The sequence below is a fragment of the Microcoleus sp. F4-D5 genome, from assembly GCF_036704885.1.
Lineage (GTDB): Bacteria > Cyanobacteriota > Cyanobacteriia > Cyanobacteriales > Microcoleaceae > Microcoleus.
The window spans coordinates 93,159-118,821 of sequence record NZ_JAUBSX010000010.1; the positions used below are offsets into that span (position 1 = coordinate 93,159).

Below are 25,663 nucleotides of genomic sequence, written 5' to 3' on the forward strand. Positions count from 1 at the left end.
CACTGTACCCGGAGAGGGTTGGCGTGTGGAGGATTTCATTATGAGACCTTATAAAAAATGATAGATGCCGTAGCCCTGCCCGTAACAGAAGAAAGTCAAGTCGGAGAAGCGCGGCGAATCGCAGTCGCCCTCGCGGCCGAAGTCGGATTTAACGAGACCGATCGCGGTAAAGTGGCAATTGTTACCACCGAAGCAGCAAAAAACGCGGTCAAGCACGCCCGCGAAGGAGAACTTTTGCTGCGAACATTCAAAACAGCAGCAGGATATAGCATTGAAATAGTAGCGCTAGACCGGGGCCAGGGAATGGCAAATGTCGGGCTGTGTCTGCAGGACGGTTTTTCTACAGCGGGAACCCCGGGAACCGGACTGGGGGCAATTAAACGCCTCTCTAATTTTTTTGATATTCATTCTGTACCGAAACTGGGGACAGCCTTATTAGCCCGGCTGGAACCGACCCAAAATAGCCGGGAAGCCTCCCAAAACAGCAATTACTTGGAATTTGGGGTCATCCACTTGCCAAAAACAGGAGAGCAAATTTGCGGCGATTCCTGGGCGGCGGAAAATCACCTTGACAAAAACCTGATTTTAGTTGCTGACGGGCTAGGTTACGGCGATTTGGCCCAGGAAGCGTCTCGCGAAGCAGTGCGGGTATTTCAAGAAAACGCCAAACTCGGGCCGAAAGCAATTTTAGAGAAGGCGCACGCTGCTTTAAAAAGTACCAGAGGAGCGGCAGCGGCGATCGCCCAAATAGATCCTACCCAACAAACAATTTGTTTTGCCGGAATTGGCAACATCAGCGGTGTAGTTGTAACAGATAACCAAACCCGCAGCATGGTTTCCTACAACGGCACAGTTGGACATATGATGCGAAAAGTAGCAGAATTTGTTTATCCTTGGTCGCAGCAGTCCCTACTCATCATGCACTCCGATGGTTTGGCGGCGCAGTGGAATTTAAACCGCTATCCGGGTTTAGCCTCCAGACATCCTGCTTTAATCGCAGCCGTGCTCTACCGGGACTTCAAACGCACTCGCGATGACATGACAGTTATAGTAGCCAAGGTAAGAGAAGCAGCGTGAGTTACCCAATCCTGACGACGGAAGTCCGTTTTGAACAAGACATCGTACAAGTACGCCAAAGAGCTCGCCAAATTGCTAAAGGGCTGGGATTCGATTCCCAAGTACAAACGCGCATCGCCACAGCAGTTTCCGAAATTGCCCGCAATGCTTTCAAATATGCAGGCGGCGGCAAAGTAGAATTCATTGTCGAAGGGGAATCGCCCCAAATTTTTCGGACTCGGATTTCTGACACCGGGCCGGGAATTGCTGATTTAGCGACTGTGTTGGGCCCAAATTTTCGATCGCAAACCGGCGCGGGACTCGGTTTAGCAGCAGCGAAACGGTTGATGGACGAAGTGCAAATCGACTCGGGGCCCGATCGCGGAACGACTGTACAATTAGTTAAGCAGTTTTCCAAACAGATGCCTGCGCTGAGTGCGATCGAACTAAATCAATTAGTTGACAAACTAGCGCGCCAAATTCCCGAAGATCCCTACGCCGAAATTCAGCAGCAAAATCAAGAATTACTGCGTACTTTAGACGAACTCCGCCAGCGTCAAGAAGAACTCGTACAGTTAAATCAACAACTAGAAGATACCAATCGCGGAGTCCTGGCACTTTACGCTGAATTGAACGACAAAGCCGAATCTCTCCGGCGAGAGGGCGAACTCAAAACCAGCTTTCTCTCCAATATGAGCCACGAGTTTCGCACTCCGCTAACGGCAATTATGAGCCTTTCGGAAATATTGTTAAATCGCCTCGACGGAGAACTTTCAGCCGAACAGGACAAGCAAGTAAGTTACATTTACAAATCCGCCGAGTCTCTCGCAGAACTTGTCAACGACTCGTTAGATTTAGCCAAAGTGGAAGCCGGAAAACTAACTGTTCGCTTGGCTGATTTTGAAGTCGAAGATTTGTTCAGCGCGCTGCGGGGAATGATGCGCCCCCTGCTGCCCCAAAACTCTGCTGTGGCTCTGATTTTTGAAGCGCCTCTCGAACTTCCAACCCTCACCACCGACGAGGGAAAAGTTTCTCAAATTTTACGCAATCTGATTTCTAATGCGCTCAAATTTACCGAAGCAGGCGAAGTTCGAGTTGCAGCAGAAATAGGAGACGAGGGAACAGTTACTTTTTCCGTGGCAGATACGGGCGTTGGCATTTCCCCTGCCGACCAAACGCGGATTTTTGAAGAATTTGTCCAACTGGAAAATTATTTACAGAAGCGCGTCAAAGGCACTGGTTTGGGATTGTCTCTGTGCAAAAAACTGGCGGAATTTTTGGGGGGAAGTATTGAAATCAAAAGTTCGCCCGGAGTCGGCTCGACTTTTTTTGTCAAACTGCCGATACTGTATCCTGGAGATCTAGAAGACCCTTTGGAAATGTCGGCAGATCGGAAAGATGAAATACCGCTGGCGATCGCAAGTTCTCGCTCGCCAGCGCCGGATTCAGCAGCAAAAGTTTTGAGTGGGGAGGATGAAGATAGTTTTTCGGTATTTGCTGAAAGACTTGCTGGCAGAAATTCATTGTACTGCGATCGAAGCGACCAACGGCGCTAAGGTTTGCTCTCGGCTATCAAAGAGCAACCGCAAGCAATTTTTATCGATATTTATGATGCCGGACATGACAGGATTTCAAGTTTTGGAAGAGTTGAATTCCGGTTCGGCTACTTGTCAAATACCTGCGACAAAACATTTAGAAACTTGGGAATACGACGATTTGTCTGCCGATAAAGTTGTGCAGTCCAGGACTGAATTGGTATCAGGTTGAGGATTGTAGCAAGACTTTTTTAAACTTAGTCCTGGACGCATAAATTGCAAAGAAACCGGGTTTTTACCAGTTTTCAAGGTCGGAATGCAGTATTTTTGCCATAAAAAGCCGGTTTCTGACCACCCGTGCGTCAGTCCTAAAACTGATATTATTTGATAGCAGGCAATATTTATTTAATTTGCAACAGCATTTAAAATTTGTGCTGTAAAATATAGCAGCTCTCAGTTGCCCACTATTTAGTAGGGACTTACCGAGAGCATTTTTTCGTGTCAGCGATCGGCTAAAATCCATGATAAATATGACTCTGACGAGAGTCTCGATCCCCCCTAGCTTCTTAAGGGGGAAACTGGAAGCACTTTCAAAGTCAACCTTTTTAAGGCGGATGCAAGGCAGGGCTGTTTCATTCTCGTTCCGCAGCAATGCCCCCGTGGTTGCCCCGAGGCGTGAAACGCCCATTGGGTCGTCGGTGGCGGTAGGCACTCTTGGCACTACCCCCGCAAAACCTTCGTTTTCCTGAGAATGAAACAGCCGCGGGATGCGAGGGGGATCGAGGCTGGGGTAAAAATGAGACATACAGAGGGTTTTAGCCGAATTATTGACACGCTTTGGGTGCGGCGCCGTGTCTCGATGCAATATTAGAGCTTATTTATTCGTGAAAAATGAGACCTGTTAAAAGAAATAATGCAACTGTAAGCAAAATCCAAACCCATATAGAGTAAGCCATTCCCCAATCTAAAATCTAAAATCTAAAATCTAAAATGGTATGACTTTCATCTCCCTTCAATATGCCCTGTTTCTGTTAGTTTTGTTTGCGGCTTACTGGTTGGTTCCGCTGCGGTGGTGGCGGCTGTTCATTATGCTGGCCGCTAGTCTGATTTTTTACGCTTCGCTGCAAATTGTGTACATTCCGCTGCTGTTAGTCGGCGTTTTGTTTAATTACTTCTTGGCTATGGCGATTGGGGAACCTCTAGATTGGCGGATTGCTAATGAATCTTGGAACCGTCGCCGTTTGTTGCTGCTGTGGATAGGAATTGGGCTGAATGTGTTGCTGCTTTTGGGTTTTAAGTATGTGCCTTTTTTCTTGAGTTCGATCGGCACTTTGTTCAATTGGCCTTTTGCTCTCGACAGTGCTAACTGGGTGAAAACTCACGTCATCGCACCCCTGGGATTGAGTTTCTTTTGCTTTGAGTGCATTGCTTATTTGATTGACGTGTATCGAGGCGCGCCTGCTGCTACTTCGCTGCTGCACTTTGCTGCTTACAAGTTGTTTTTTGCGAAACTAATTTCCGGCCCGATTACTCGGTATCACAACTTGATCTATCAACTGAAATCCCAGAATTTTCCGACGCCCGATCGCCTTTCTGAGGCACTTTGGACGATCGCCTTCGGTGCAGTAAAAAAAGGTCTTTTCGCAGATAACTTGGGAATTTATGTCGATTTAAGCTTTACCAACTTGCAGCGGGCGGGTAGCGAGGATTTGTGGCTGGCAATTTTTGCTTACGGGCTGCAACTTTATCTCGATTTTAGCGGCTATGTTGACATGGCGCGCGGTACTGCTTTGCTGCTGGGTTGGTATTTGCCACCAAATTTTGATTTCCCTTATTTTAGTGCCAGCATAGCGGATTTTTGGCGGCGCTGGCACATGACTTTAGGGGATTGGCTGCGGAATTATTTGTATTTTCCTTTGGGGGGTTCGCGAGTCGGTTTGTGGCGCACTTGTCTGAATTTGTCGATCGTCATGTTAATTGCGGGAATTTGGCACGGGGCAGCTTGGGGATTTATTGTGTGGGGGGGGTTGCACGGTTTAGCTTTGGCGGTTCACAGGCTGACTGATGTGCTGTTTAAGCGCTTGCAGATTGAGTTTTTGTGGGAAAATCCGATCGGGATTGCGATCGGTTGGCTGTTGACTCAGGCGATGGTTTTTGGTAGTTGGATATTTTTCCGCCTTCCCGATTTAAAGGATTCTGGATGGGCGATTTCGCACTTGTGGGGACACGCTGCTGACGTGCAGTTTGCAGATAAAGTTTATGGCGAAGCTTTGGGTTTGGAAAGAGTGGATTTAACTTGGATTTTGGCCGCTTTGGCTGCGGCGATGCTGGGGAATTATGCGTTGAGTCGGGGTTTGAAATTGGAGTTAAATTGGCCGGTGAAATTAGTCTTGGTGCCGCTTTGTTTGTATGCGGTTTGGGTGTTGGCTCCCGAGGGCGGTTTGCCTTATATTTATTTTGATTTTTAGGGTATTTTTTAATTCGGCGTAAGGTGCAGCGCACCCTACGACGACATTGAGGTGCGCCGAAGTGATTCCCCGCTACCTATTAGTGTCAACTTAAGCTTTTAGTTCGCCAGTCCTCCCACTCACCCAACAGCCAGGGAATGAATTCCCTGTCTCATAGCTAAAGTCCTCTCAAAGAGGACTGAAGAACTCATTAGTCCTCATAGCGAGGAATTTCGCTTTGAGGGTCTTGTTTCAACCGCTGCCGGACTGAGGGTTTAACGTTAAGTTGACACCAATGCCGGCTACCCTACAACTCACAGTCAACAGTCAACAATCATCTCGCTCGTACACTCTACAACTGATAAGAACACCAGTCACTCCAACTACCGACATAAAGTTTAGCATCGGGAATTCCGGCGATTTCTAAAGACAGTAAATTGACGCAAGCAGTCACCCCAGAACCGCAGTAAACAATAATTTCGTCCGCTTTTTCTACATCCACCCACCGCTGTTTTTGTTCGGAAGTCGATCGCACTTTTCCAGTGTCATCCGTCACCCCTTGCCAAGGATAGTTAACCGCGCCCGGAATGTGACCTGCAATCGGATCGATCGGCTCCCGCAAACCTTCATATCTCTCGCTTTCCCGGGAATCAACCAAAACCTTTCCCGGCAAGTCTTTTCGTTCTTTTACAGCCTCAATATCTACCGCCAAATCCTGCTGCAAACGAGCAATAAATTTACCCTCGCGGGCTTCTGGCAAAGTATTTGTTACCGGATAGCCCGCCGCTTTCCAGGCGCTGAAACCCCCGTCTAACAAAGCTACTTTGCTGTGTCCCATATACCGCAGCAGCCACCACAAGCGAGCCGCAAAAGCCAGCCGCGAATCGTCATAAGCGACGACTAAAGTTTCTGCTGAATTAATGCCGATCGCGCTCAATTTCGCAGCTAATTCTTCAATATTTGGCAGCGGATGTCTGCCGCCGTGTTTGCCAACAGAACTCGCAAGGTCGCGGTTTAAATCTAAATAAAAAGCTCCCGGAACGTGACTTTCTTGATATTGTTTTTGTCCCAATTCAGGGTCGGCGAGGGAAAACCGACAGTCAATAATTACCACTTGCGGATTGTCGGTATTCGTGGCTAACCATTCAGGAGAAACGATTAAGTCGTTGTCAGTCATAATTCTTCAAATCTCTATTTTAACATTTATCGGGAAGGAGCTTTTTTCTCTGATTCTGCTTTGTCGGCAGGAGATGGCTGAGCAGTTTCTTTCTCCGCAGTTCCTTTTTTTGAATTGGATTGTGGCGGACTTTCTTTCTCCGAAGTTTCTTTTTTAGAATTAGATTTTTTAGGACTTTCTTTCTCCGAAGTTTCTTTTGGCGAATTGGATCTTTTAGGAGTTGCTTTCTCCGAAGGTGCTTTTTCTGCAGTTGCGGGAGTTGGAGTGGGTGGAGGGGGATTTACTGCTGCTTCTTGAGCGTAAAGTAGATATTTCTGATACTCGATCACTTTTGCTTGAGCTAGTTGATAGTTGGGGCTAGACATCGGTACTCTTCTCATTAATGAAACCGCTTCTTGCCAGCGATCGCTAATTTTCGCCCAATCTTCCTTGGTTTTTGCCGATCGCCCCAGTTCTGCTGCTTGGAGTGCGCTGTTAACGGCCTCTCGAAAAGTATCCGGTGCAGTTGCTAAATTTGCTGTTTCATCGGGATTATTCCCCGCAGTGTCTCCCGGCTGGTTCCAAATCTTACCGACAAACGCCACCACGGCCATCGCCAACATACCCGTCACCAGCCCGACTACAATGAAAGTCGATCGCAGCCGGTTCTCAAATTCAGCAAGTTCCGGCGGTTTCTCATCCTCAATATTATTCTGGGTTTCTGTGCGATCGTCCGTATTCGCAACAGCATGATTTGCCACAGATTCTTCCCCAAAGCTCTGCCGTTCAAAAGTGCTGTTCTCCAAACTAAACTCTTGACTCCAAGCAGCAGCTATCTTACCGCTTTCTCGGCCTTCAACCTTCACTTTCCGAATCGAATCCGGCTGCAAATTCGTCAGCTCGCTGCGGACAAAATCAACTAAAGTATCTTCTACCGGTACCTGCTCTGCCTCAAGAATTACATCCAAACAGTCGCCGTCGAGATTCGCGGAGGCTGTGATGCCTTGAGATTGCAACTGGCTGTTGAGCGAAGATGCGATCGCAGTGGCGAGATTTCCCTGCTTGGCAAGTTCCTGAAAATTAAGCTCTGTCATAGCTGGACACCTGATAATGCAGAAGATACAAGGTAGAAGGCAGAAAAAATGAAAAAGTCACAAATAGTTTTTTGGAGTTGAAAACACCATAACTGAAATTCAACAAATAGTATAATGTATCGCGGCAAATCCAAGCCCAAAGATGTCAATTATCACTTTCGCTACCCCTGGCATCCCTTGGGAAAAGACTTCAGTCCTTTCGGCGAACCGAACTCAGGTTTACAGTACAGCCAAAAATCCTCTCGCCAAGTTGCCAAATACTGCTGCTTCAACCTGGTAATTGATACCGGGGACGCAACTTCAGATACCGCAACGGCCTTAAGTCGAACCGCAAGCATCGTCCCTAAAACCGACATCCGGCTGAAAAAAGCCTCGATCGCGCGGATGCGAGATGGCAAATTTGAGATGAAAAATTTGTGAGATCGCAGTGCCATCGACGGACAGCGAATGATATCATCAGTTAGTCAATATTCAAGTTTTTATAGCCAAAAACTCGATCGCACAATGGTAGCAATAGCAATTTTAGCGGCTGGACGCGGCACGCGCATGAAATCTGACTTGCCCAAAGTTCTACACGAATTGGGCGGTAGATCGCTAGTTGAACGAGTCCTCCAAAGTTGTCAAGAAATTGAAATTTCCCGGCAAATTGTCATTGTCGGTTATCGAGCCGAACTCGTTAAAGAATCCCTAATTCGAGGTCAAGAAAGATCGGGGGGGAAAAATCCTCAATCTCCTTCCCTAGAATTTGTAGAACAAACCGAACAATTGGGAACCGGTCACGCCATCCAACAATTGCTGCCTCACTTAAAGGGATGGAAAGGAGATTTGCTGGTATTAAATGGAGATGTACCTTTGCTGAGGGCAGAAACTATCAAACAATTGATGGCTGTTCACAAACAGCACCAAAACTCTGCTACTTTATTGACAGCTAATTTGCCGAACCCTCAAGGATACGGGCGAGTATTTACCGACAGTCAAAACTTAGTCCAGCAAATTGTCGAAGACCGCGACTGCACACCAGAACAAAAGCAAAACCACCGAATTAATGCAGGTGTTTACTGCTTTCACTGGCCGGATTTAGAGAAAATTTTGCCAGAATTGAAGGCAGACAACGACCAAAAAGAATATTACCTAACTGATACGGTAAATTTCCTCAGTCCTGTGATGGCGGTGGATGTGGAAGATTATCAAGAAATATTGGGAATTAACGATCGCAAGCATTTAGCCGCAGCTTGCGATATTTTGCAAACGCGGGTAAAGGACAAGTGGATGACGGCGGGAGTGACGCTGCTAGATCCCAACAGCATTACGATCGACGATACCGTAGAGTTGCAGCCGGATGTGGTAATTGAACCGCAAACTCACTTGCGGGGAAACACTTCGATCGCCTCTGGGAGTCGCATCGGCCCCGGCAGTTTGATCGAAAACAGTCAAATTGCAGAAAATGTGACTGTGCTTTATTCGGTGGTTTCTGACAGTATTGTGGCAGAAAATTCGCGCGTTGGCCCTTACGCACACTTGCGGGGACACGCAGAAATTGGGGCGAACTGCCGCGTCGGCAATTTTGTAGAATTGAAAAATACTCAAATCGGCGATCGAACTAATGTGGCTCACTTGTCTTATTTAGGCGACGCGAATTTGGGAGAAAAAGTCAACATCGGTGCTGGGACGATTACGGCGAATTACGACGGAAAAAACAAGCACAAAACTCAAATAGGCGATCGGACTAAAACTGGTTCCAACAGCGTGCTGGTAGCACCGATAAGTTTGGGAGAAGATGTTACTGTAGCTGCGGGTTCTGTGGTGACGGAAGATGTGCCCAATGACTGTTTAGTAGTTGCCCGTTCCCGGCAAGTTGTCAAACCAGGTTGGAAGTTGAAAGAACTAAAAAAGTGAACGATTGTTGGCTTTTTTGATGAGGAGTTCTCACCCATCGGGACTTGCGCGCTCGATACCATTTTATAACGGGAGCGATGGCGCAATGGCGCGAGATTTTGGTGAACAACCCGGTTTCTGCATAAGTCCGCAAGCTTGAGAAATCGGGTTTCTGGCGATCGGCTATTTTGTATTATTTTTGGCGTTCAGATAGTTGTTAATCGCTTTGGCAATTTTTTCTTGCTGGTAGAGGTTCATAGTATTGGGCAGGGAGATGCGAGCTCCTCCAGAAACTAACAGTCTGATTTGGTACCAAGTGTCATTTTGCATATCTTTTGTTCGATCGACTTCTACGCCATAAATCTGGCACAGAGAGTGTGTAATGACTTTACGCGCTAACAAACCCTGCTGTTTCACAGTCAATGTGTTTAAAGTTCCATCGAAGCTGTAGGTTTCACGATTTCTCAAGACGATCGCTCCGACTGCTGCGAGCAAAAATATGCCTCCTATGTATCCCAACCAGCGATCGTCTTGGCTTAAGCGCAGCAATCGATTTTTTGGATTTTTTACAAAAAAATTGATGTTAGAAGCAACAGCGTCTTTGTTCCCCCAGGTAGTCGAGTTAGCAGTAAAAGGAACATCGCCAACAGAAGTCAAAAGTACAACTCTGCTTTTATAGCCAGATTTTTCAACTTTAGCTCCCCGCAATGAAGCAAGCTGAATTTCTTTGATGTTCGACCCCAGTAAATTCGATCGCACCAACTGGCAATTTCCTTGTTTTGCCTGCAATCTCTGGCAGATCAGGGTTGTTTTATGATAATCAAAAGTCAGCCAGAACAGTCCAAATGCCATTAATAAACAACTAGGGAGCCAAAAATCAAATATGCTTTGAGTCTGAATTATTAATTCAGTTGCTGTTTCCTTGATTATTTTCATTTACTTCCTTCTTTGATTCCAAAAATGAGGCTACAGATCGACTTATTGACCCCGAGCTACCGAATTGTTAACTTATAATATATGATTTGAAGTCGTCCTATGCTATGACCCTGTTTGTTTGGCGAATAGCTTAGCACTAGAATGTCGGGCGGCCAACCAATGTCGCGAGTGTACCCGCAGCTAGTTTGAAGATAGCTTTTTATGATTTAAAGTAGATGAATCTTAAAAATATATTAATGATTTTCTTGCTAGTTAAACGTTACTTTTCGCGCTGCGAAGGAAAGTAATTGTAAAGGCAAGTGTAGGTTCACATTTTGTTACATTGTTAGGCTTATTTGCGCCTGCGTAATTATCTGCCAACAATCTCCAATCTCAAAAACCCGCCCGGCTGGGATATTACGGTCAATCGATCGGACTAGATATAGCGTTTTTCAGATAGATGAGGTACAAGTTTAGATTTTAGATTTTAGATTTTAGATTTTAGATTGGTGGATTGAGGAATTGTTAATTAATTAATTAATTAGTAAATACCTCATCTTTATGAGAAGCGCTATATAATATCAATTCTGATGCCACCGGATTTGATATAAAACTAACGCGGTTCAGATACCCGACTTGTTCAAAAAGTCGGGTATCTGAACCGCAGACTGACTATTTCAAGATCCCTTTTAAGCAATAAAAATCAGCGTTCCCTTGCTCATTTCCAAAGTATCGCCCATTTGGATACCGTTGTGAAAAGCACCCAAAATCACCTCGCTAGTTTTGCCGAAAGCGATCGCACCGGTAGCATCAATTCCAATTGCGCCCAAATCCCGTTGGCGATCGTCAGCTTCAGCAAAAGAACGCTCAAAAGCAGCTTTCAAACTCAAACCATCTGTCACCCGAATCACAATTCGCGCCGCCAAACACTCGTCCATAATGTGTTCGCCAATCCCCGTACAGCTTACCGCCGCATTTCGGGTCGCGTAATTTCCCGCCGGCATCGCCGAGTCGCTAACCCGCCCGATGCGCTCAAAACCCTTGCCACCAGTCGAAGTCCCAGCAGCCAAGCGTCCCTGGACATCCAAAGCTACGACTCCGATCGTACCCATACCCGCCGGTTCGGCCACCACGTCAGCCATTGCTTTGCTAAAATTGCCCTGGCGTTCCTGCATCCACTCGTGCAAGCGCAAATCCGTCATCGGATCGTAAATCGGCAATTGAAGTTCTCGCAGCAATTCCGCCGAACCAAAATCAGAAAGTACCCGATCGTCCGAATTCTGCAAAAATTTAGCAAGTTCGATCGGGTTTTGAACGCGAGAAACATTAATCGCCCCGCTGAAACGCTGCATCAAACCGTCCATCAGCGAAGCACTCATCCGAATTTGACCGTCCGACTGCACCACAGAACCCGTACCGGCATTGAATCGCGGGTCATCTTCCAGCAATTGGCAGCCCCTGACCACTGCATCTACGGCACTTGCACCGTTTTTCAGCAGCGGATAAACTTCTTCCAAAACATCGTAAAGCGATTTCCGCACCGCCTCAATTCCGCCTTTACTGTGTAGAGAACTGCCGGCACCGCCGTGAATAACTAGCTTTGGTTTTATTTGTTGCGATGCCATAATTTATAACCTAATAACCTAAAATTTTTCCTTTGCAATCTTACCTCGATCGAGCAACTTGCCCTCAATTCTTAATCTCGATCGCCCGAACGGCGGCGGCGACAGCGTTCGGAGCAGTATTTAACCTCATCCCAGCAGTCCGCCCATTTTTTGCGCCAAGTAAAAGGTCGATCGCACACCGGGCAATTTTTTGTCGGTAAATCGGATTTCGATCGCTGCTTTGCCATGCTAATTTTGACAGTACATTACTGACTTAGATATTGTATTATTCTGATTGTGAACAGGCAAGATGCCTGTTCCACTCATAGTTAAATTTGATTGTGGAACAGGCATCTTGCAATTGTGAACAGGCAAGATGCCTGTTCCACTCATAGTTAAATTTGATTGTGGAACAGGCCGCAAAGCCTGTTGCTGAAGAAACAACCCAATTTCAGCTAAAAATCTCCCCAATTAAAAATGCTCGAAACGGCCGACACCAACATCCGAATAGTCTTAGTCGAACCCGCAGGCCCATTGAATGTCGGTTCTGTGGCCCGCGTCATGAAAAATATGGGTTTGCACCAATTAATTTTGGTAAATCCCCAGTGCGATTATTTGGGCGAAGAGGCCCGACTGATGGCTGTTCGCGCCGCCGACATCCTGGAAACTGCGAAAGTAGTCGAGAGTTTGCCGTCGGCTTTGGCTGGGTGTGTCAGATCGATCGCCACTACAGGCGATGATTGTCGATCGTTGCCCGCACAACTAGAAGATCCCGCAAACGCCTTGCCTTGGCTCCTAGAAGCCCCCAGCGCTCTTATTTTCGGCCGAGAAGACTGCGGCTTGACCAATGCCGAATTAAACCGCGCTCAGCGACTGATCCGCATTCCCTCCAGCGATGCCTACACTTCCCTAAATCTCGCCCAAGCAGTCGCCATCTGCTGTTACGAATTATACAAGTCAGTTGTCAGTTGTCAGTTGTCAGTTGTCAGCAGGCAGGAGGAATCGGCTCCCTTGGAAAATTTAGAGGGATATTACCAGCAATTAGAAACGCTGCTGCTCAAAATTGGATATTTGCAGCAGCACACAGCAGCAAGTCGGATGGAAAAATTTCGCCGTTTGTACAACAGGGCATATCCGACAGTGGATGAAGTCGCTATGCTGAGGGGGGTGCTGCGCCAAACAGAATGGGCAATAAAAAGTTACCCGCGAGAGACAGTTTCTGATACTCTAGATGGGGCGTTGCCAGAAAATCCAACGAATAGCTAGGGGAAATGCTGATAATTTGCGATGTGAGATTGAGGATTTTTGGCGCTAGAACTTGACTTACCCACTTGTCACCTTCACAACCGGGTTTCTTGACTAAAAACCTAAGCTTTGGGGTAATTTCCCGGCAAGAAACCGGGTTTCTGATAGCGTGCAGCGTCTGGGGTAAATCTAAAATCTAGAATCTAAAATCTAAAATTGATTGGCTGGCAAGCTGAAAAATCTTAAACTTGTAATTTACAGTAGTGATGAAGGAGTAAGACGTGGCAGAGCGGTTTCCCAAAGGATCGATACTATCGGTGATATCCTCGATATCCTCTCCCAACTCCGGCTCAAAGCAGCCTAAGTCCGGCAAAGCAAGTCAGTCTGGCAACTCCGGCCGCCGCCGCCCTCCCCAACCGCAAAACGGCAACCCGGAAATTCGATCGCCAGAACCTGCGACTTTGCCACCGCAACCAAGCCGCGGCAGCACAATTAGACCCAATTCTCCCTCACCTTCGGAAGAATTTACTGCACAAGACTTTTTATCCGATCCCAGATCGGCAATTAATCCCAGAAAACCCAGAACCACCAGCAAAACTCCCCAGTCGAAGAGTCGCCAACCGCGCAAAAAAGGTCTCGCTGCTGTCGATATGTTCGAGTTTCCAGACCCGAATCTGGAACGGGAAAATCTGAGTTCGATCGCCAGCAATCCCGCCAGCCCGCTCCGAACTGCCGCTCCCCCTCCCACCCGTGGAAGTCGCCCCATTCCCCCCCCAGCGCGCATTCCGGACACGGAAATGCCCCCAAATGCCAAAAAAGCCCCCGTGCCTAAACCGCGCCCGCAAGCGAGCCAGAGACCGGGCAAACGACCAGCACCTGCGAACGTGCCGCCGTTGGTTTACGCTACTCGCTTGCTGATTTTGGGAGTTGGGATAGCGGTGATTTGCGGTACCCTGCTGTCGGTGGTAAATGCCGTGAGCCGATCGAGTGTAGCGGCAGAAGAACAAACCGCCCCAGGGCAGCCAAACCCAGCCGAAAGCGCATCTGCGGCACCCGCAGCCCCAGAAGCGCTGCAACTGAATCAAGAATTAGGAGCTTTGAAAACCCAAGTTCAGGTTTTAGCCACAGAAAATCCTACTTTGACAGCCGGAATATTTCTAGTTGATTTAGATACAGGAAGCTACCTAAATTTTAACGGCGATGCTGCTTTTGCTTCGGCTAGCACGATTAAACTACCAATTTTAGTAGCTTTTTTCCAAGCAGTAGATGAAGGCAAAGTGCAGTTAGATCAGATGTTGACGCTGCGTCCGGAACACATTGCGGGCGGTTCTGGGGAGATGCAAGACGACGCTCCGGGTAAGAAATATTCGGCTTTGGAAGTTGCGAAAAAGATGATTGTTGTCAGCGACAATACGGCAACAAATATGATGATTGAGTTGTTGGGAGGTGCTGAGGTTTTGAATCAGCATTTTGCAAACTGGGGTTTGAGTACCACGGTTCTGCGGAATAATTTGCCGGATTTGGAGGGAACTAATACTACCAGTCCGAAGGATTTGATTAATATCATCGCCCAGGTCGATCGCGGAAATTTGGTTTCGGTCAAGTCGCGCGATCGTATTTTTCAAATCATGCGCCAAACTCAAAACGATTCTTTGCTGCCGAAAGGTTTGGGCGAAGGTTCAGTTATTGCTCACAAAACTGGCAATATTAATACAATGCTAGCGGATGCCGGGATGGTGGATTTGCCGAACGGCAAGCGTTATTTGGTGGCGGTGATGGTGAAGCATCCGCCGGAAACCGAGAAGCCGGCTCAAACATTGATTCGGGATATTTCTCGGATGAGTTACCGCTATTTGAACGACGGGGAAACGCCAGCCGATTCAAACGTGAAAATTCAAAAATAAATCGATGATTGATTTCAGGTTCGATGGATTGGTTATTATATATTCCAGACGGCTTGGCGGCGGGTAAGACTTGCAATAGTCCAATCCGGCAACAATTTCAGTAAAAAACCCGCCGCAATGAGGTGACTGAATTTGATTGGGGTCAAAAATTCGAGGCCGCTCAAACAATTTTTGGCTGTTCCGGGTCTTTTAGCGCATCTCCTGTAGAGTTTACAAACTATAAATCAGCTTGTATTATGAAACTAAACATCCGACTTGCTTGTTTGCTAGCGCTCTCAACTTTAGGTGTTGGAATCTTCCCCGCGTTGAGCAATCCCGTTGGTTCTCCTCAAACTCAACTCAACGAAATTACTGTTATTTCCAACAATATCGAACTCAATCGGGCGAAAAACTTAGCCCGTCAAGCAGCAGAAATTGCTAATGGAGGTTTGGGGCAGTATCGAGCCGAAGCTGCGATGCACGGTGTTTCGGCCCAATCGCCTTTTGTAGACAATGGCAATGGTACTTGGACATTTACTTTTAAAGGTTACAGACCCGGTTCGTCGGTCTATACGGTAGAGACGGTTGTTACTGTTTCCCAAGAGGGGAGGGTAACAGTCGATTACAACGGGCCAATTCGCAACTCAAACCCACTTTAACAACGCTTTGGACAGTCTCGATCGCCAATTGTAGCATGATTTTGGGCGATCGTCTCGTGCAAGCTGCGCTAACAGGCGATCGAACTGTCAACGAACTATCAAGAGTTGTAGCCTGCACTATACAAACTGTTCCAACTATTCCTGCCCGCAAAAAATCCGTGTAACAAACAAGCTGTTCTGCATTGAGATTTAATAGCAGTTTTCCAAATTCATAAAACTGGATCAAATCTCCCCGCTATTACCTCACGATTAATTCCCCATTCTTCATTCTCAAAGGCTAGGAAATACAGATTGAGCATTGCTAGAGTCTTGTGACCGAAAGCATCCAGGATACAAGCCCCCGGATTCATTCCTTCACACACTCAGGACCCAGAAATAAAAAACCTGTATCCGATAAAGGAGCCCCCGAATTTATTCCTGGGGTGAATGCTTCAATTCTTTAATCTAAAATCTAAAATCTAAAATCTAAAATCGATTGACCTCTATTTATAGTGATTCAAAAGAGGCGGTGAAACCATCTAAGGTCAAGCACTCTTCCATAAACTCTTCTACGTCATTGACGTTTTCCAGTTGATATTCCATGATGCGTTGACCATCGGCTTTCATCTTTTTGGAAGCAAGAGGAGTAGCCGGATACTTGGCAGCAATCGCTTTGAAAGCTTTGGAATGGATATCCCAGCTTGCTGCAGAACATTTAATGATTAAAAGCCACACGATCGAATTCCTCCTACGGTTTGGTTTACTAACTAATAGTCTAGAGTGAAGCTTACCTCGACAGTGCCGATAAATCCAGGTTTTCTGTTGTTTGGAAAAAAGCTAAAAGCCGAGTCACTATGCGAGCGACACCACCCTTAACATTAGACTCAACATTCAAAGGCATCACCGGATCGTGTAGTGATAAGCGTAACAGAAACCAGCCGGATTCGCTAGCTGACGTGCAGGAAATTCGCAGACCTTCATAGTTTTTCGGAACGATTTTCCAGTCTGCTTGCATTGACACAAATTGTTGCAGTTGTTCGAGAACCCGATCGCCGTGCGCTTTGAAATCATCTACACCAATTTTAATCCGAAATTCTGCACTTTCTTCCGGTTCTTTCAAATTCGCAATTAAATCCGGCAAAGATTGATTGACCAGCTTTGATTTAGCCAACTCAATCAATAATTTACTGACCAAGTAAGCGCCATCATCTAGAAAGTAATTTTCTTTTAAAGCTGCATGGCCCGAGGTTTCAATGGCTAGCCATGATTCCAGTCCGGCTTCATTGAGGCGAATCGACTCGTCAATCACATTTTTGTAGCCGCGTTTAAAGCGGTGGTGAATTCCTTTTAAATCCTGTTCGATGAATTGCGTTAAGCCATCGGAGGTGATAGAATCGGTGACAATGGTAGAGCCAGGGTGCTCTTGTAATACGATCGCAGAAATCAAAGCAATTAAGCGATTGCGATTAAGTTCATTGCCGACTCCATCCACTGCTGCACTGCGATCGACATCGGTATCAAAAATAATCCCAAAATCAGCTTGATGTTCAATTACCGCTTGACAAATTGACTGCATTGCCTGTTTATCTTCGGGATTGGGCACATGATTGGGGAAAGTGCCATCGGGTTCTAAAAACTGACTCCCTGTGGTGTCTGCACCTAAAGGTTTTAAAACGCGATCGACATAAAATCCGCCAGCACCATTCCCCGCATCCACAACAATTTTTAACCCTGTCAGAGGCTGCTCAAAGTTATCGGGATGATTGACTGCTTCCCGAATTTTTGTGACAAATTGGTGAGCGTAAACTGAGATAAAATCATTTTTGATAATTTTACCGGGCGCTGCCGCTGACTGAAATTCATTGGTAGCAGCTAGTGTTAATATATCGGTAATATCTTGTTTTTGTAAGCCACCTTTGGCGGTGAAAAACTTTAAGCCGTTGCGATTGAATGGCAAATGGCTAGCAGTGAGCATAATCGCGCCGTCGCAATCAAAACCAGGGGTTATGGTACTCATAAACATGGCGGGGGTTGAAGCCATTTCAAAATCGTAAACTGTTGAACCAACTGAGGCGATCCCGTCCGTGACTGATTGCATTAAGGTTGGCCCTGATAGGCGGCTGTCACGCCCGATCGCGATCGTTAATTCTGCGGCGGGTTTGTTGACTTTTTGCACCAGCCAACTGACAAAGGATTTACCTAAGATTGTGGCAATTTCCGGCGTTAGGTTGACTTTTTCGCCGGGAACTCCTTCGAGGGCGATCCCGCGAATATCCGAGCCATTTTGAAGTTTTGTCCAGTTGAAGTTTTGCATGATAGTTGATGGTAATTAGAAGGTAGAAAGTAAAGAGACACCGGCAGTTGAAACCGATACAAACAACGTTCGCCTAAGCTTACCAGGCTTCGCCCGCGCGGACTAATAAATCAAGACGGTAGAAATCTCGGATTCGCTATTATGGGTTATGGTGATAGAGTTTTTGAATCCAATTATCTGAAATTTTGCCCCATCACCGCTGAGATTGAGTTCTCATTCCTCAGTCGCGTTCAACGCTGTAAATTGCCTGCAATCGGAACTCACCGTGACCGGGAACTTCGACAGTATCTGTAGCCGCATTTGTCGTTTCTACGCAGAGAAAGTGCTGGTAATCTGCATCATCAAGGTCGGCCATGTTTGCAGAAATTGTCACCCAGGGATTCCACACTACGGTGGATTTGCTACCAGATGATTTAATGCGAATCCGACGATTGAGGGCGCTATCGTCAATGACTAATTCATTGGAGACATCGAGATAAATGCGATCGACTTCACCTGTTACTACTACTGGACCTCCTTGAGTTTTTTCTACACCACCATCAACTTTATCAAGATACTGGCTATTTTCTAAACCCAAAACCTGCACGCGGTTGATATCGCCGACTTGGAAATAGGTGTGCAAAGCTTGCGTGAGGGGAAAGGCTTTGTCACCTAGATTGCGCGTGATTAATTCTACAGTGAGGCTGGTACCGATCGTAATTGCGATCGCCAGTTCAAAGGTTTGGGGCCAAATTGCTCTTGTTTCATCGGTATCTTTGAGCCCTAGAGTGACTTTGGTTGCGCCGTCTGGGGTTGTGGCGGTGTTGACGACATTCCAGAGGCGATTCCGCACAAACCCATGACTGGGACGCCCCAAGGCTTCGGGATCTGGGCCAAACCAGGGCCAACAGATGGGTATACCGCCTTTGATGGCTTTACCTTCGGCGTAGTAGGCTTTTTCGCTGACGAACATCAAGTCTGCGGTTTCGGTGGCTGGTTGGAAGGAGAGCACTTGGCCGGCATACACAGAAATTAAAGCTTTGGCTTGGCCGTTGTCGATGTGAATCATCGGGAAACCGCCGTTTCCGGTGGCGAAGGTGAGGTGGCCGGCAATGCCGTAGTCTGTGTTTAATTGGTCAATACTCATGCTGTTTGCCTGGTTAATTGCTTCACAATTATCCGATATTATGGTGGCTAGATTTTTTTGTATAGTTGAGTTTGACCTGGGAGGGTGCGATCGGTTAACACAGTGGTGATGTGGAGAATGATGTGTGTTGCGTGCGATCGAACTTCCGTTCCGACTCTTGAATTAGCACATGATTAATGCTAGCTTCACGTCTTCACATCAATCGATTTTATGCAATTTGTTACTGTTGATTACCGTAGATGCCATACCAGTAGCCCGAATCATTGACTTTCAAAATCTACCCAGATAATACGATTAAGCAAAGCGCTAAAAGGTTGTTGATTTAAGTGCAAACAAGAGCTTTGAAACTCAGGTAATTATTTTCCATTCTGAGGTCTTCGTTTATTTCTTACCAATGGATGCCTTAGCCAGCGCCGCATACTTGCTACTTCTGCCGCTGTACGGGTGTCGCATTCTGCGATCGGGGATACGAAAGTAGAGGTACGGTCATGGTTTGCCCATCTATCAAATCGAGGCTAATTGTGTCTTTGGTAAAATTGAGTTGCTTAAGTCTCTCATCCGTTTGAATTGCCCAAATACTGATACCAAGCCTGAATAAAATTTGCTAATTTTCTTTTACTATCGAGTGTAATTTCCCAAGTTTTTGGATCGTGAATCCAATTTCAATCCCTGATAGGGAGTTAGGTTAATTGCGGCATGGGCAAAAGAAGTGGCCTTCAAGCGCTACCAAGTGTTTCAATCCCTGATAGGGAGTTAGGTTAATTGCGGCGCAGGTTGGCTAGATTTCGACGAATCCCAACTAATTGAGTAGTTTCAATCCCTGATAGGGAGTTAGGTTAATTGCAGCGTGAGCTTAGAGGAATTGGATAGATTAATTGATGGCTTAAGTTTCAATCCCTGATAGGGAGTTAGGTTAATTGCGGCCCGTCCCTTTCTGCTTGGCTTTTGGCGATTTTTCCCGTTTCAATCCCTGATAGGGATTTAGGTTAATTGCGGCACGAGCTTCAATGGCGGTACGTGGTTTACTTCGATCGGGTTTCAATCCCTGATAGGGATTTAGGTTAATTGCGGCTCGGCTCAAGGCTAACAACTCGGCAATAATTGCCCAGAAAGTTTCAATCCCTGATAGGGATTTAGGTTAATTGCGGCTGAAAGGGGGAGCCAGCCAGAGGGTAAGCCCTGAGATTGTTTCAATCCCTGATAGGGATTTAGGTTAATTGCGGCCTAAAATTTCTCGGTGGATCGCGATTAGAGATTTGGCGTTTCAATCCCTGATAGGGATTTAGGTTAATTGCGGCTCAAAAATTTGGGACAGAAAATCTTTGGCTAGTTTTTGCAGTTTCAATCCCTGATAGGGATTTAGGTTAATTGCGGCCGCTCAACAATTTGAACGAGATAAAAAGATTGATAAGTTTCAATCCCTGATAGGGATTTAGGTTAATTGCGGCGAGAACCATCAAGAAGAATCTGTCAAGCGAGCTGCAAAGTTTCAATCCCTGATAGGGATTTAGGTTAATTGCGGCTCGAAATGGGAAATCGCTTAGAACGTATTTTACCAATAGCCGGTTTCAATCCCTGATAGGGATTTAGGTTAATTGCGGCACAAACATCGCGGATATTGGCCGGTTAAAGTCAAAATTAAAGTTTCAATCCCTGATAGGGATTTAGGTTAATTGCGGCGCATAAGATTTTTTGTAGTAATAGCAACTAAAGCATCGTTTCAATCCCTGATAGGGATTTAGGTTAATTGCGGCAGGCTTTACCTGTAAGAATCACTATTACGATAGGGAAATAGTTTCAATCCCTGATAGGGATTTAGGTTAATTGCGGCTTTTGGCGTTCGAGTTCGATCGCCGCTTGCTGACGGGTTTCAATCCCTGATAGGGATTTAGGTTAATTGCGGCAATATCTTCTGCGTAAGGATCTTGCTGCTGTTCGTTTCAATCCCTGATAGGGATTTAGGTTAATTGCGGCAGTCGCCGCTACCTTTTTTAAAAAATAAAATTATTTCTCGAGTTTCAATCCCTGATAGGGATTTAGGTTAATTGCGGCGAGAACGCAGTGGCAGTCAGTGGTACTGCTATTTAGCTGTTTCAATCCCTGATAGGGATTTAGGTTAATTGCGGCAATACTGAAGAAAGATCAATAGCTTTAGCATTGGTCGTTTCAATCCCTGATAGGGATTTAGGTTAATTGCGGCGGGATGATTGGGGCGCACCTCACCAGCAAAGCAGTCAGTTTCAATCCCTGATAGGGATTTAGGTTAATTGCGGCATACAATGCGATCGGCTACTTGGCAGCATTCCGAAGTTTCAATCCCTGATAGGGATTTAGGTTAATTGCGGCTTGCTGGGGCGAAAATTGAAGTAGGCATCGCACCAGTTTCAATCCCTGATAGGGATTTAGGTTAATTGCGGCTAAGTTTTTGGGGGTTTGTAAGGTCTTACTAATGTTTCAATCCCTGATAGGGATTTAGGTTAATTGCGGCCCGCCTATATTAATCCCTGCCTCAGCACCTTTTATTGATATTTGTTTCAATCCCTGATAGGGATTTAGGTTAATTGCGGCTAGGCTTATCCGACTGGTGATGCTGGGTAAGGTGGGTTTCAATCCCTGATAGGGATTTAGGTTAATTGCGGCTCTAATTATGTACCTTATTATCGATTACAACAGTTGTTTCAATCCCTGATAGGGATTTAGGTTAATTGCGGCCGCGATCGCCTCGGCTTGATTTAAGAATCCTTGCGCGGCAACATTCAAGTTTCAATCCCTGATAGGGATTTAGGTTAATTGCGGCAAAGACTTGACGGGCTTATCACGCGCCGTCAGGCTAAAGTTTCAATCCCTGATAGGGATTTAGGTTAATTGCGGCAACAGAATCACCCAAAAAAATAGCAGCTTCATCAAATAAGTTTCAATCCCTGATAGGGATTTAGGTTAATTGCGGCTCATCCTTGGATGCCTATAAACTATTAAGTGTAATCCACAAAGTTTCAATCCCTGATAGGGATTTAGGTTAATTGCGGCGCAGCCATTTTGTCATTTTACTGGCGCACTGTTCTGTTTCAATCCCTGATAGGGATTTAGGTTAATTGCGGCTCAGAGCTGTAAATTATTAGTAATAATTTCACTAGCTCCGAGTTTCAATCCCTGATAGGGATTTAGGTTAATTGCGGCGTATATCTTTTCTGAACTCTTCAAATTTAGCGCCGTTTCAATCCCTGATAGGGATTTAGGTTAATTGCGGCGTTAAAGGGACTTGGAAATGGCTGGGTACTGCGATGTTTCAATCCCTGATAGGGATTTAGGTTAATTGCGGCTAAAGTAGTTTTAGAAGATCCTAGATTGTATAAAGTTTCAATCCCTGATAGGGATTTAGGTTAATTGCGGCTTGGGATCGAACAAAATGTAAGATTGAGCTAAAGTGTTTCAATCCCTGATAGGGATTTAGGTTAATTGCGGCTTAAGGGACGAAGGTGTGAGGATGGGAATTTCAGTTTCAATCCCTGATAGGGATTTAGGTTAATTGCGGCATGGCGGCACCTGCTTTAGTGGTGTGCGATCCGGGCTGTTTCAATCCCTGATAGGGATTTAGGTTAATTGCGGCTCTATCGACTTAACCCCTGTCCGCACGTTATTTCGCGCCCACTTTCTGGTTTCAATCCCTGATAGGGATTTAGGTTAATTGCGGCTCGATGGTTCGATTTCGGAACTTTGCCCGCCACTCCTGTTTCAATCCCTGATAGGGATTTAGGTTAATTGCGGCTGAGTTGCCGCCCTTGTTCGGTAGTGAGTAAGAATTTAACGTTTCAATCCCTGATAGGGATTTAGGTTAATTGCGGCTGCGGAAAAAGAGGCATGGACGTGGCCAGAGGGTAAGTTTCAATCCCTGATAGGGATTTAGGTTAATTGCGGCTAGCGAGCCGCATTTCGTTGCGCGTTGCCAAGTTTTTCTCGGTTTCAATCCCTGATAGGGATTTAGGTTAATTGCGGCTCAATGCGCTGGGACGCAGCGTAGAAGAAAATGCCTGTGGAGTTTCAATCCCTGATAGGGATTTAGGTTAATTGCGGCCAATTATCTCTGAATACATCATTCCTGCTGATGCGTTTCAATCCCTGATAGGGATTTAGGTTAATTGCGGCTTGCCCTAACAGGAACTGCCGCTTATTTCAGCGGGTTTCCGTTTCAATCCCTGATAGGGATTTAGGTTAATTGCGGCCAATAAATAAAAATCTCACCGAACTGTTTGGTGCTGGCGCGTTTCAATCCCTGATAGGGATTTAGGTTAATTGCGGCTGGAGTTAATTCGAGGCGAACAAAAAGATGTCAACTGGGTTTCAATCCCTGATAGGGATTTAGGTTAATTGCGGCGAGTTACGATCGGCTGATGGGTATATCAACGCCACAAGTTTCAATCCCTGATAGGGATTTAGGTTAATTGCGGCAAATAAGAATAAATAGCATTTTCTTTGCCTCTGATGTTTCAATCCCTGATAGGGATTTAGGTTAATTGCGGCTGACTTCGATAAATGGTGGGATGACTATTCCAAAGTTTCAATCCCTGATAGGGATTTAGGTTAATTGCGGCCCGCCTGGCAGTCGCGAGAGCGATCGCTGGCAAAAATTTCGTTTCAATCCCTGATAGGGATTTAGGTTAATTGCGGCCTGGCATCCAAGCGAGAGCGAGTGGGGCTACTTGGTTAATTGGTTTCAATCCCTGATAGGGATTTAGGTTAATTGCGGCTAGATTGTATGTAAGTAGAAAATGCGCTTGCGTAAGTAGGTTTCAATCCCTGATAGGGATTTAGGTTAATTGCGGCGGAAAGAGTACGCTTTATCCTGCGACTGCCAACTGTTTCAATCCCTGATAGGGATTTAGGTTAATTGCGGCGAAGGGGATTATCCTCCCATCGGACTAATCCCGGACGGGGAATTAAAGTTTCAATCCCTGATAGGGATTTAGGTTAATTGCGGCTAATGATCGTGTTCGGCCCGACATTTATCGCCGCAGGTTTCAATCCCTGATAGGGATTTAGGTTAATTGCGGCGATAGAGCTTGCTATTTAAAATCCCCAGCTTCATGCACGTTTCAATCCCTGATAGGGATTTAGGTTAATTGCGGCCGATCGCGCTGGTTCCATTAGTTTACTTTTCTAAGTTTCAATCCCTGATAGGGATTTAGGTTAATTGCGGCATCCCCATTCCATACCCAAATCGAGCAAAGCTTTTGTTTCAATCCCTGATAGGGATTTAGGTTAATTGCGGCTTAATGAATTTCTCGGCGTGGTTGTCTTTCCAGGTACGTCGAGTGTTTCAATCCCTGATAGGGATTTAGGTTAATTGCGGCAATAGTGTTGGCGTCGCTAAAAAATCGAATGAGGGGGTTTCAATCCCTGATAGGGATTTAGGTTAATTGCGGCTCGCAGCAGCAAAGACAGCAGGAAGCCGAGCTCATTCTGTTTCAATCCCTGATAGGGATTTAGGTTAATTGCGGCATGATCTATCGAATAGAAGTAGTAGTAGAGAGTGAACTACTTGTTTCAATCCCTGATAGGGATTTAGGTTAATTGCGGCAAGACTTTTTTGTGGAGGAAGAGATAGAAGGTTACGGGTTTCAATCCCTGATAGGGATTTAGGTTAATTGCGGCCTATTACTCTACTCAGGAATACTTTAATCAGTAGAGTTTTTGTTTCAATCCCTGATAGGGATTTAGGTTAATTGCGGCTTTAGTTAATCTATCTCCATAAACTAATATGTTAATAGCATGGTTTCAATCCCTGATAGGGATTTAGGTTAATTGCGGCTAGACTTGTCAAAACAAATTCCTCTAACCGTTGACCTGTCTAGTTTCAATCCCTGATAGGGATTTAGGTTAATTGCGGCAATTGGTTCGCTGGGTAAATCATTCCCTGGTGCAGCTTCGTTTCAATCCCTGATAGGGATTTAGGTTAATTGCGGCTCAAGGGGGGCGCGCAATCCTACACGCGCAACTGTCGTTTCAATCCCTGATAGGGATTTAGGTTAATTGCGGCGGGATAAGCTTTGCAATCCCATTTGGAAACACAGGAAAAGTTTCAATCCCTGATAGGGATTTAGGTTAATTGCGGCCATATCTGGCAGTACCGATCGCCCGTTACCCAAGCCGTTTCAATCCCTGATAGGGATTTAGGTTAATTGCGGCTGAACTTCTTGGTGCAGGCGCAACTCAAACTATCGTTTCAATCCCTGATAGGGATTTAGGTTAATTGCGGCCTCGGTTTCTTTGAGCAGTTCCATCTCTGCATATGCGTTTCAATCCCTGATAGGGATTTAGGTTAATTGCGGCCCAGAATTGATATTTCTGGCGCTTATGTACAAACCTCTGTTTCAATCCCTGATAGGGATTTAGGTTAATTGCGGCTCCAATTTCTTGGCGGACTCTGTTTTTAGCCCTGGTTTCAATCCCTGATAGGGATTTAGGTTAATTGCGGCTAGGCGCTGGCATATTTCTACTAATAGCTAATTGTTGTTTCAATCCCTGATAGGGATTTAGGTTAATTGCGGCTTAAAATCCGGCTGGCGCTGTCTGGCGCGTCGGGTTCGGGAAAGTTTCAATCCCTGATAGGGATTTAGGTTAATTGCGGCACCTGTCTGTTATTAGGTTTTAATTCCGTCTTGAGTTTCAATCCCTGATAGGGATTTAGGTTAATTGCGGCTTCCGCTCTGTCTACAATCAATTACCGCAAGCTGTGGCTCAGTTTCAATCCCTGATAGGGATTTAGGTTAATTGCGGC

18 protein-coding genes and 1 CRISPR repeat array (1 of these 19 running past the window's edge) are annotated in these 25,663 nt (G+C 45.9%); of the genes, 9 read left to right on the forward strand and 9 right to left on the reverse strand.

All coding sequences use genetic code 11. From position 1 onward, the window contains the following. Positions 1-57 precede the first annotated feature (57 nt). The 4 genes from QUA80_RS07425 (at position 58) to QUA80_RS07440 (ending at position 5,059) form a co-directional block, all read left to right on the forward strand. Positions 58-1,077 carry an ATP-binding SpoIIE family protein phosphatase gene (locus QUA80_RS07425; RefSeq protein WP_333422837.1) on the forward strand — a complete coding sequence of 340 codons (1,020 nt, stop codon included), beginning with the start codon at positions 58-60 and terminating at the stop codon, positions 1,075-1,077. Continuing rightward, positions 1,074-2,612: an ATP-binding protein gene (locus QUA80_RS07430; protein ID WP_333422839.1), complete on the forward strand. Its 1,539-nt coding sequence runs from the start codon at positions 1,074-1,076 to the stop codon at positions 2,610-2,612. Before QUA80_RS07425 ends, QUA80_RS07430 begins: the two co-directional genes overlap by 4 nt. Before the next feature lie 52 nt (positions 2,613-2,664). Continuing rightward, positions 2,665-2,823 carry a hypothetical protein gene (locus QUA80_RS07435; protein WP_333422841.1) on the forward strand — a complete coding sequence of 53 codons (159 nt, stop codon included), beginning with the start codon at positions 2,665-2,667 and terminating at the stop codon, positions 2,821-2,823. Positions 2,824-3,586: 763 nt separating this feature from the next. Beyond that, positions 3,587-5,059, forward strand: a complete 1,473-nt coding sequence (locus tag QUA80_RS07440; protein ID WP_333422843.1) for an MBOAT family protein — start codon at positions 3,587-3,589, stop codon at positions 5,057-5,059. 331 nt (positions 5,060-5,390) lie between these two features. On the opposite strand, the gene QUA80_RS07445 is transcribed toward QUA80_RS07440, so the two are convergent. Together QUA80_RS07445 and QUA80_RS07450 are read right to left on the reverse strand one after the other, a co-directional pair. Continuing rightward, positions 5,391-6,215, reverse strand: a complete 825-nt coding sequence (locus tag QUA80_RS07445) for a sulfurtransferase (RefSeq protein WP_333422845.1) — start codon at positions 6,213-6,215, stop codon at positions 5,391-5,393. Positions 6,216-6,241: 26 nt separating this feature from the next. After that, positions 6,242-7,288: a hypothetical protein gene (locus QUA80_RS07450; RefSeq protein WP_333422847.1), complete on the reverse strand. Its 1,047-nt coding sequence runs from the start codon at positions 7,286-7,288 to the stop codon at positions 6,242-6,244. 114 nt (positions 7,289-7,402) lie between these two features. Here QUA80_RS07450 and QUA80_RS07455 point away from each other — a divergent pair, with 114 nt between their 5' ends. Together QUA80_RS07455 and glmU are read left to right on the forward strand one after the other, a co-directional pair. Continuing rightward, positions 7,403-7,708 (forward strand): hypothetical protein, encoded by a 306-nt coding sequence (locus tag QUA80_RS07455; RefSeq protein ID WP_333422848.1) that lies wholly within the window; start codon positions 7,403-7,405, stop codon positions 7,706-7,708. A gap of 84 nt (positions 7,709-7,792) precedes the next feature. Then, entirely contained in the window at positions 7,793-9,184 is a 1,392-nt protein-coding gene (glmU, locus tag QUA80_RS07460; RefSeq protein ID WP_333422896.1) for a bifunctional UDP-N-acetylglucosamine diphosphorylase/glucosamine-1-phosphate N-acetyltransferase GlmU, read from the forward strand. A 162-nt stretch (positions 9,185-9,346) separates the two neighbouring features. Here glmU and QUA80_RS07465 read toward each other — a convergent pair whose 3' ends face one another. The 3 genes from QUA80_RS07465 to QUA80_RS07475 all read right to left on the reverse strand — a co-directional run bounded on the left by QUA80_RS07465 (position 9,347) and on the right by QUA80_RS07475 (position 11,930). Further along, positions 9,347-10,099: a hypothetical protein gene (locus QUA80_RS07465; RefSeq protein WP_333422850.1), complete on the reverse strand. Its 753-nt coding sequence runs from the start codon at positions 10,097-10,099 to the stop codon at positions 9,347-9,349. A 668-nt stretch (positions 10,100-10,767) separates the two neighbouring features. Next, positions 10,768-11,703, reverse strand: coding sequence for an isoaspartyl peptidase/L-asparaginase (locus QUA80_RS07470; RefSeq protein WP_333422852.1), 936 nt, complete (start codon positions 11,701-11,703; stop codon positions 10,768-10,770). A gap of 71 nt (positions 11,704-11,774) precedes the next feature. Further along, positions 11,775-11,930 (reverse strand): DUF2256 domain-containing protein, encoded by a 156-nt coding sequence (locus QUA80_RS07475; protein WP_333422854.1) that lies wholly within the window; start codon positions 11,928-11,930, stop codon positions 11,775-11,777. Between the two features lie 229 nt (positions 11,931-12,159). Between QUA80_RS07475 and QUA80_RS07480 the strand changes: the two genes are divergently transcribed. The 3 genes from QUA80_RS07480 (at position 12,160) to QUA80_RS07490 (ending at position 15,469) form a co-directional block, all read left to right on the forward strand. Further along, positions 12,160-12,948 carry an RNA methyltransferase gene (locus QUA80_RS07480; protein ID WP_333422855.1) on the forward strand — a complete coding sequence of 263 codons (789 nt, stop codon included), beginning with the start codon at positions 12,160-12,162 and terminating at the stop codon, positions 12,946-12,948. A 296-nt stretch (positions 12,949-13,244) separates the two neighbouring features. After that, positions 13,245-14,831 carry a serine hydrolase gene (locus QUA80_RS07485; RefSeq protein ID WP_333422857.1) on the forward strand — a complete coding sequence of 529 codons (1,587 nt, stop codon included), beginning with the start codon at positions 13,245-13,247 and terminating at the stop codon, positions 14,829-14,831. Positions 14,832-15,067: 236 nt separating this feature from the next. Beyond that, entirely contained in the window at positions 15,068-15,469 is a 402-nt protein-coding gene (locus tag QUA80_RS07490; protein ID WP_333422859.1) for a hypothetical protein, read from the forward strand. 486 nt (positions 15,470-15,955) lie between these two features. Here QUA80_RS07490 and QUA80_RS07495 read toward each other — a convergent pair whose 3' ends face one another. The 4 genes from QUA80_RS07495 to QUA80_RS07510 form a co-directional block, all read right to left on the reverse strand. Next, positions 15,956-16,183, reverse strand: coding sequence for a hypothetical protein (locus tag QUA80_RS07495; protein ID WP_333422861.1), 228 nt, complete (start codon positions 16,181-16,183; stop codon positions 15,956-15,958). 52 nt (positions 16,184-16,235) lie between these two features. Beyond that, positions 16,236-17,762, reverse strand: coding sequence for a phosphomannomutase/phosphoglucomutase (locus tag QUA80_RS07500; protein WP_333422863.1), 1,527 nt, complete (start codon positions 17,760-17,762; stop codon positions 16,236-16,238). Between the two features lie 220 nt (positions 17,763-17,982). Next, entirely contained in the window at positions 17,983-18,888 is a 906-nt protein-coding gene (locus QUA80_RS07505; protein ID WP_333422865.1) for a D-hexose-6-phosphate mutarotase, read from the reverse strand. A gap of 424 nt (positions 18,889-19,312) precedes the next feature. Beyond that, the gene (locus QUA80_RS07510; RefSeq protein WP_333422898.1) at positions 19,313-19,489 is read right to left on the reverse strand and encodes a DUF2442 domain-containing protein; all 177 of its coding nucleotides are present in this window, start codon (positions 19,487-19,489) and stop codon (positions 19,313-19,315) included. A gap of 58 nt (positions 19,490-19,547) precedes the next feature. Continuing rightward, positions 19,548-25,663: direct repeats of the CRISPR family, unit length 37 nt; unit sequence GTTTCAATCCCTGATAGGGATTTAGGTTAATTGCGGC (it continues 75 nt past the right edge of the window).

Bases quoted from the DNA above. Each gene is read 5' to 3' on its own strand.
- QUA80_RS07445 (WP_333422845.1), bottom strand. From the start codon at position 6,215: ATGACTGACAACGACTTAATCGTTTCTCCTGAATGGTTAGCCACGAAT.
- QUA80_RS07475 (WP_333422854.1), bottom strand. From the start codon at position 11,930: ATGGCAAAGCAGCGATCGAAATCCGATTTACCGACAAAAAATTGCCCG.
- QUA80_RS07435 (WP_333422841.1), top strand. From the start codon at position 2,665: ATGATGCCGGACATGACAGGATTTCAAGTTTTGGAAGAGTTGAATTCC.
- QUA80_RS07480 (WP_333422855.1), top strand. From the start codon at position 12,160: ATGCTCGAAACGGCCGACACCAACATCCGAATAGTCTTAGTCGAACCC.
- QUA80_RS07440 (WP_333422843.1), top strand. From the start codon at position 3,587: ATGACTTTCATCTCCCTTCAATATGCCCTGTTTCTGTTAGTTTTGTTT.
- QUA80_RS07455 (WP_333422848.1), top strand. From the start codon at position 7,403: ATGTATCGCGGCAAATCCAAGCCCAAAGATGTCAATTATCACTTTCGC.
- QUA80_RS07470 (WP_333422852.1), bottom strand. From the start codon at position 11,703: ATGGCATCGCAACAAATAAAACCAAAGCTAGTTATTCACGGCGGTGCC.
- QUA80_RS07450 (WP_333422847.1), bottom strand. From the start codon at position 7,288: ATGACAGAGCTTAATTTTCAGGAACTTGCCAAGCAGGGAAATCTCGCC.
- QUA80_RS07425 (WP_333422837.1), top strand. From the start codon at position 58: ATGATAGATGCCGTAGCCCTGCCCGTAACAGAAGAAAGTCAAGTCGGA.
- glmU (WP_333422896.1), top strand. From the start codon at position 7,793: ATGGTAGCAATAGCAATTTTAGCGGCTGGACGCGGCACGCGCATGAAA.
- QUA80_RS07505 (WP_333422865.1), bottom strand. From the start codon at position 18,888: ATGAGTATTGACCAATTAAACACAGACTACGGCATTGCCGGCCACCTC.
- QUA80_RS07490 (WP_333422859.1), top strand. From the start codon at position 15,068: ATGAAACTAAACATCCGACTTGCTTGTTTGCTAGCGCTCTCAACTTTA.
- QUA80_RS07465 (WP_333422850.1), bottom strand. From the start codon at position 10,099: ATGAAAATAATCAAGGAAACAGCAACTGAATTAATAATTCAGACTCAA.
- QUA80_RS07500 (WP_333422863.1), bottom strand. From the start codon at position 17,762: ATGCAAAACTTCAACTGGACAAAACTTCAAAATGGCTCGGATATTCGC.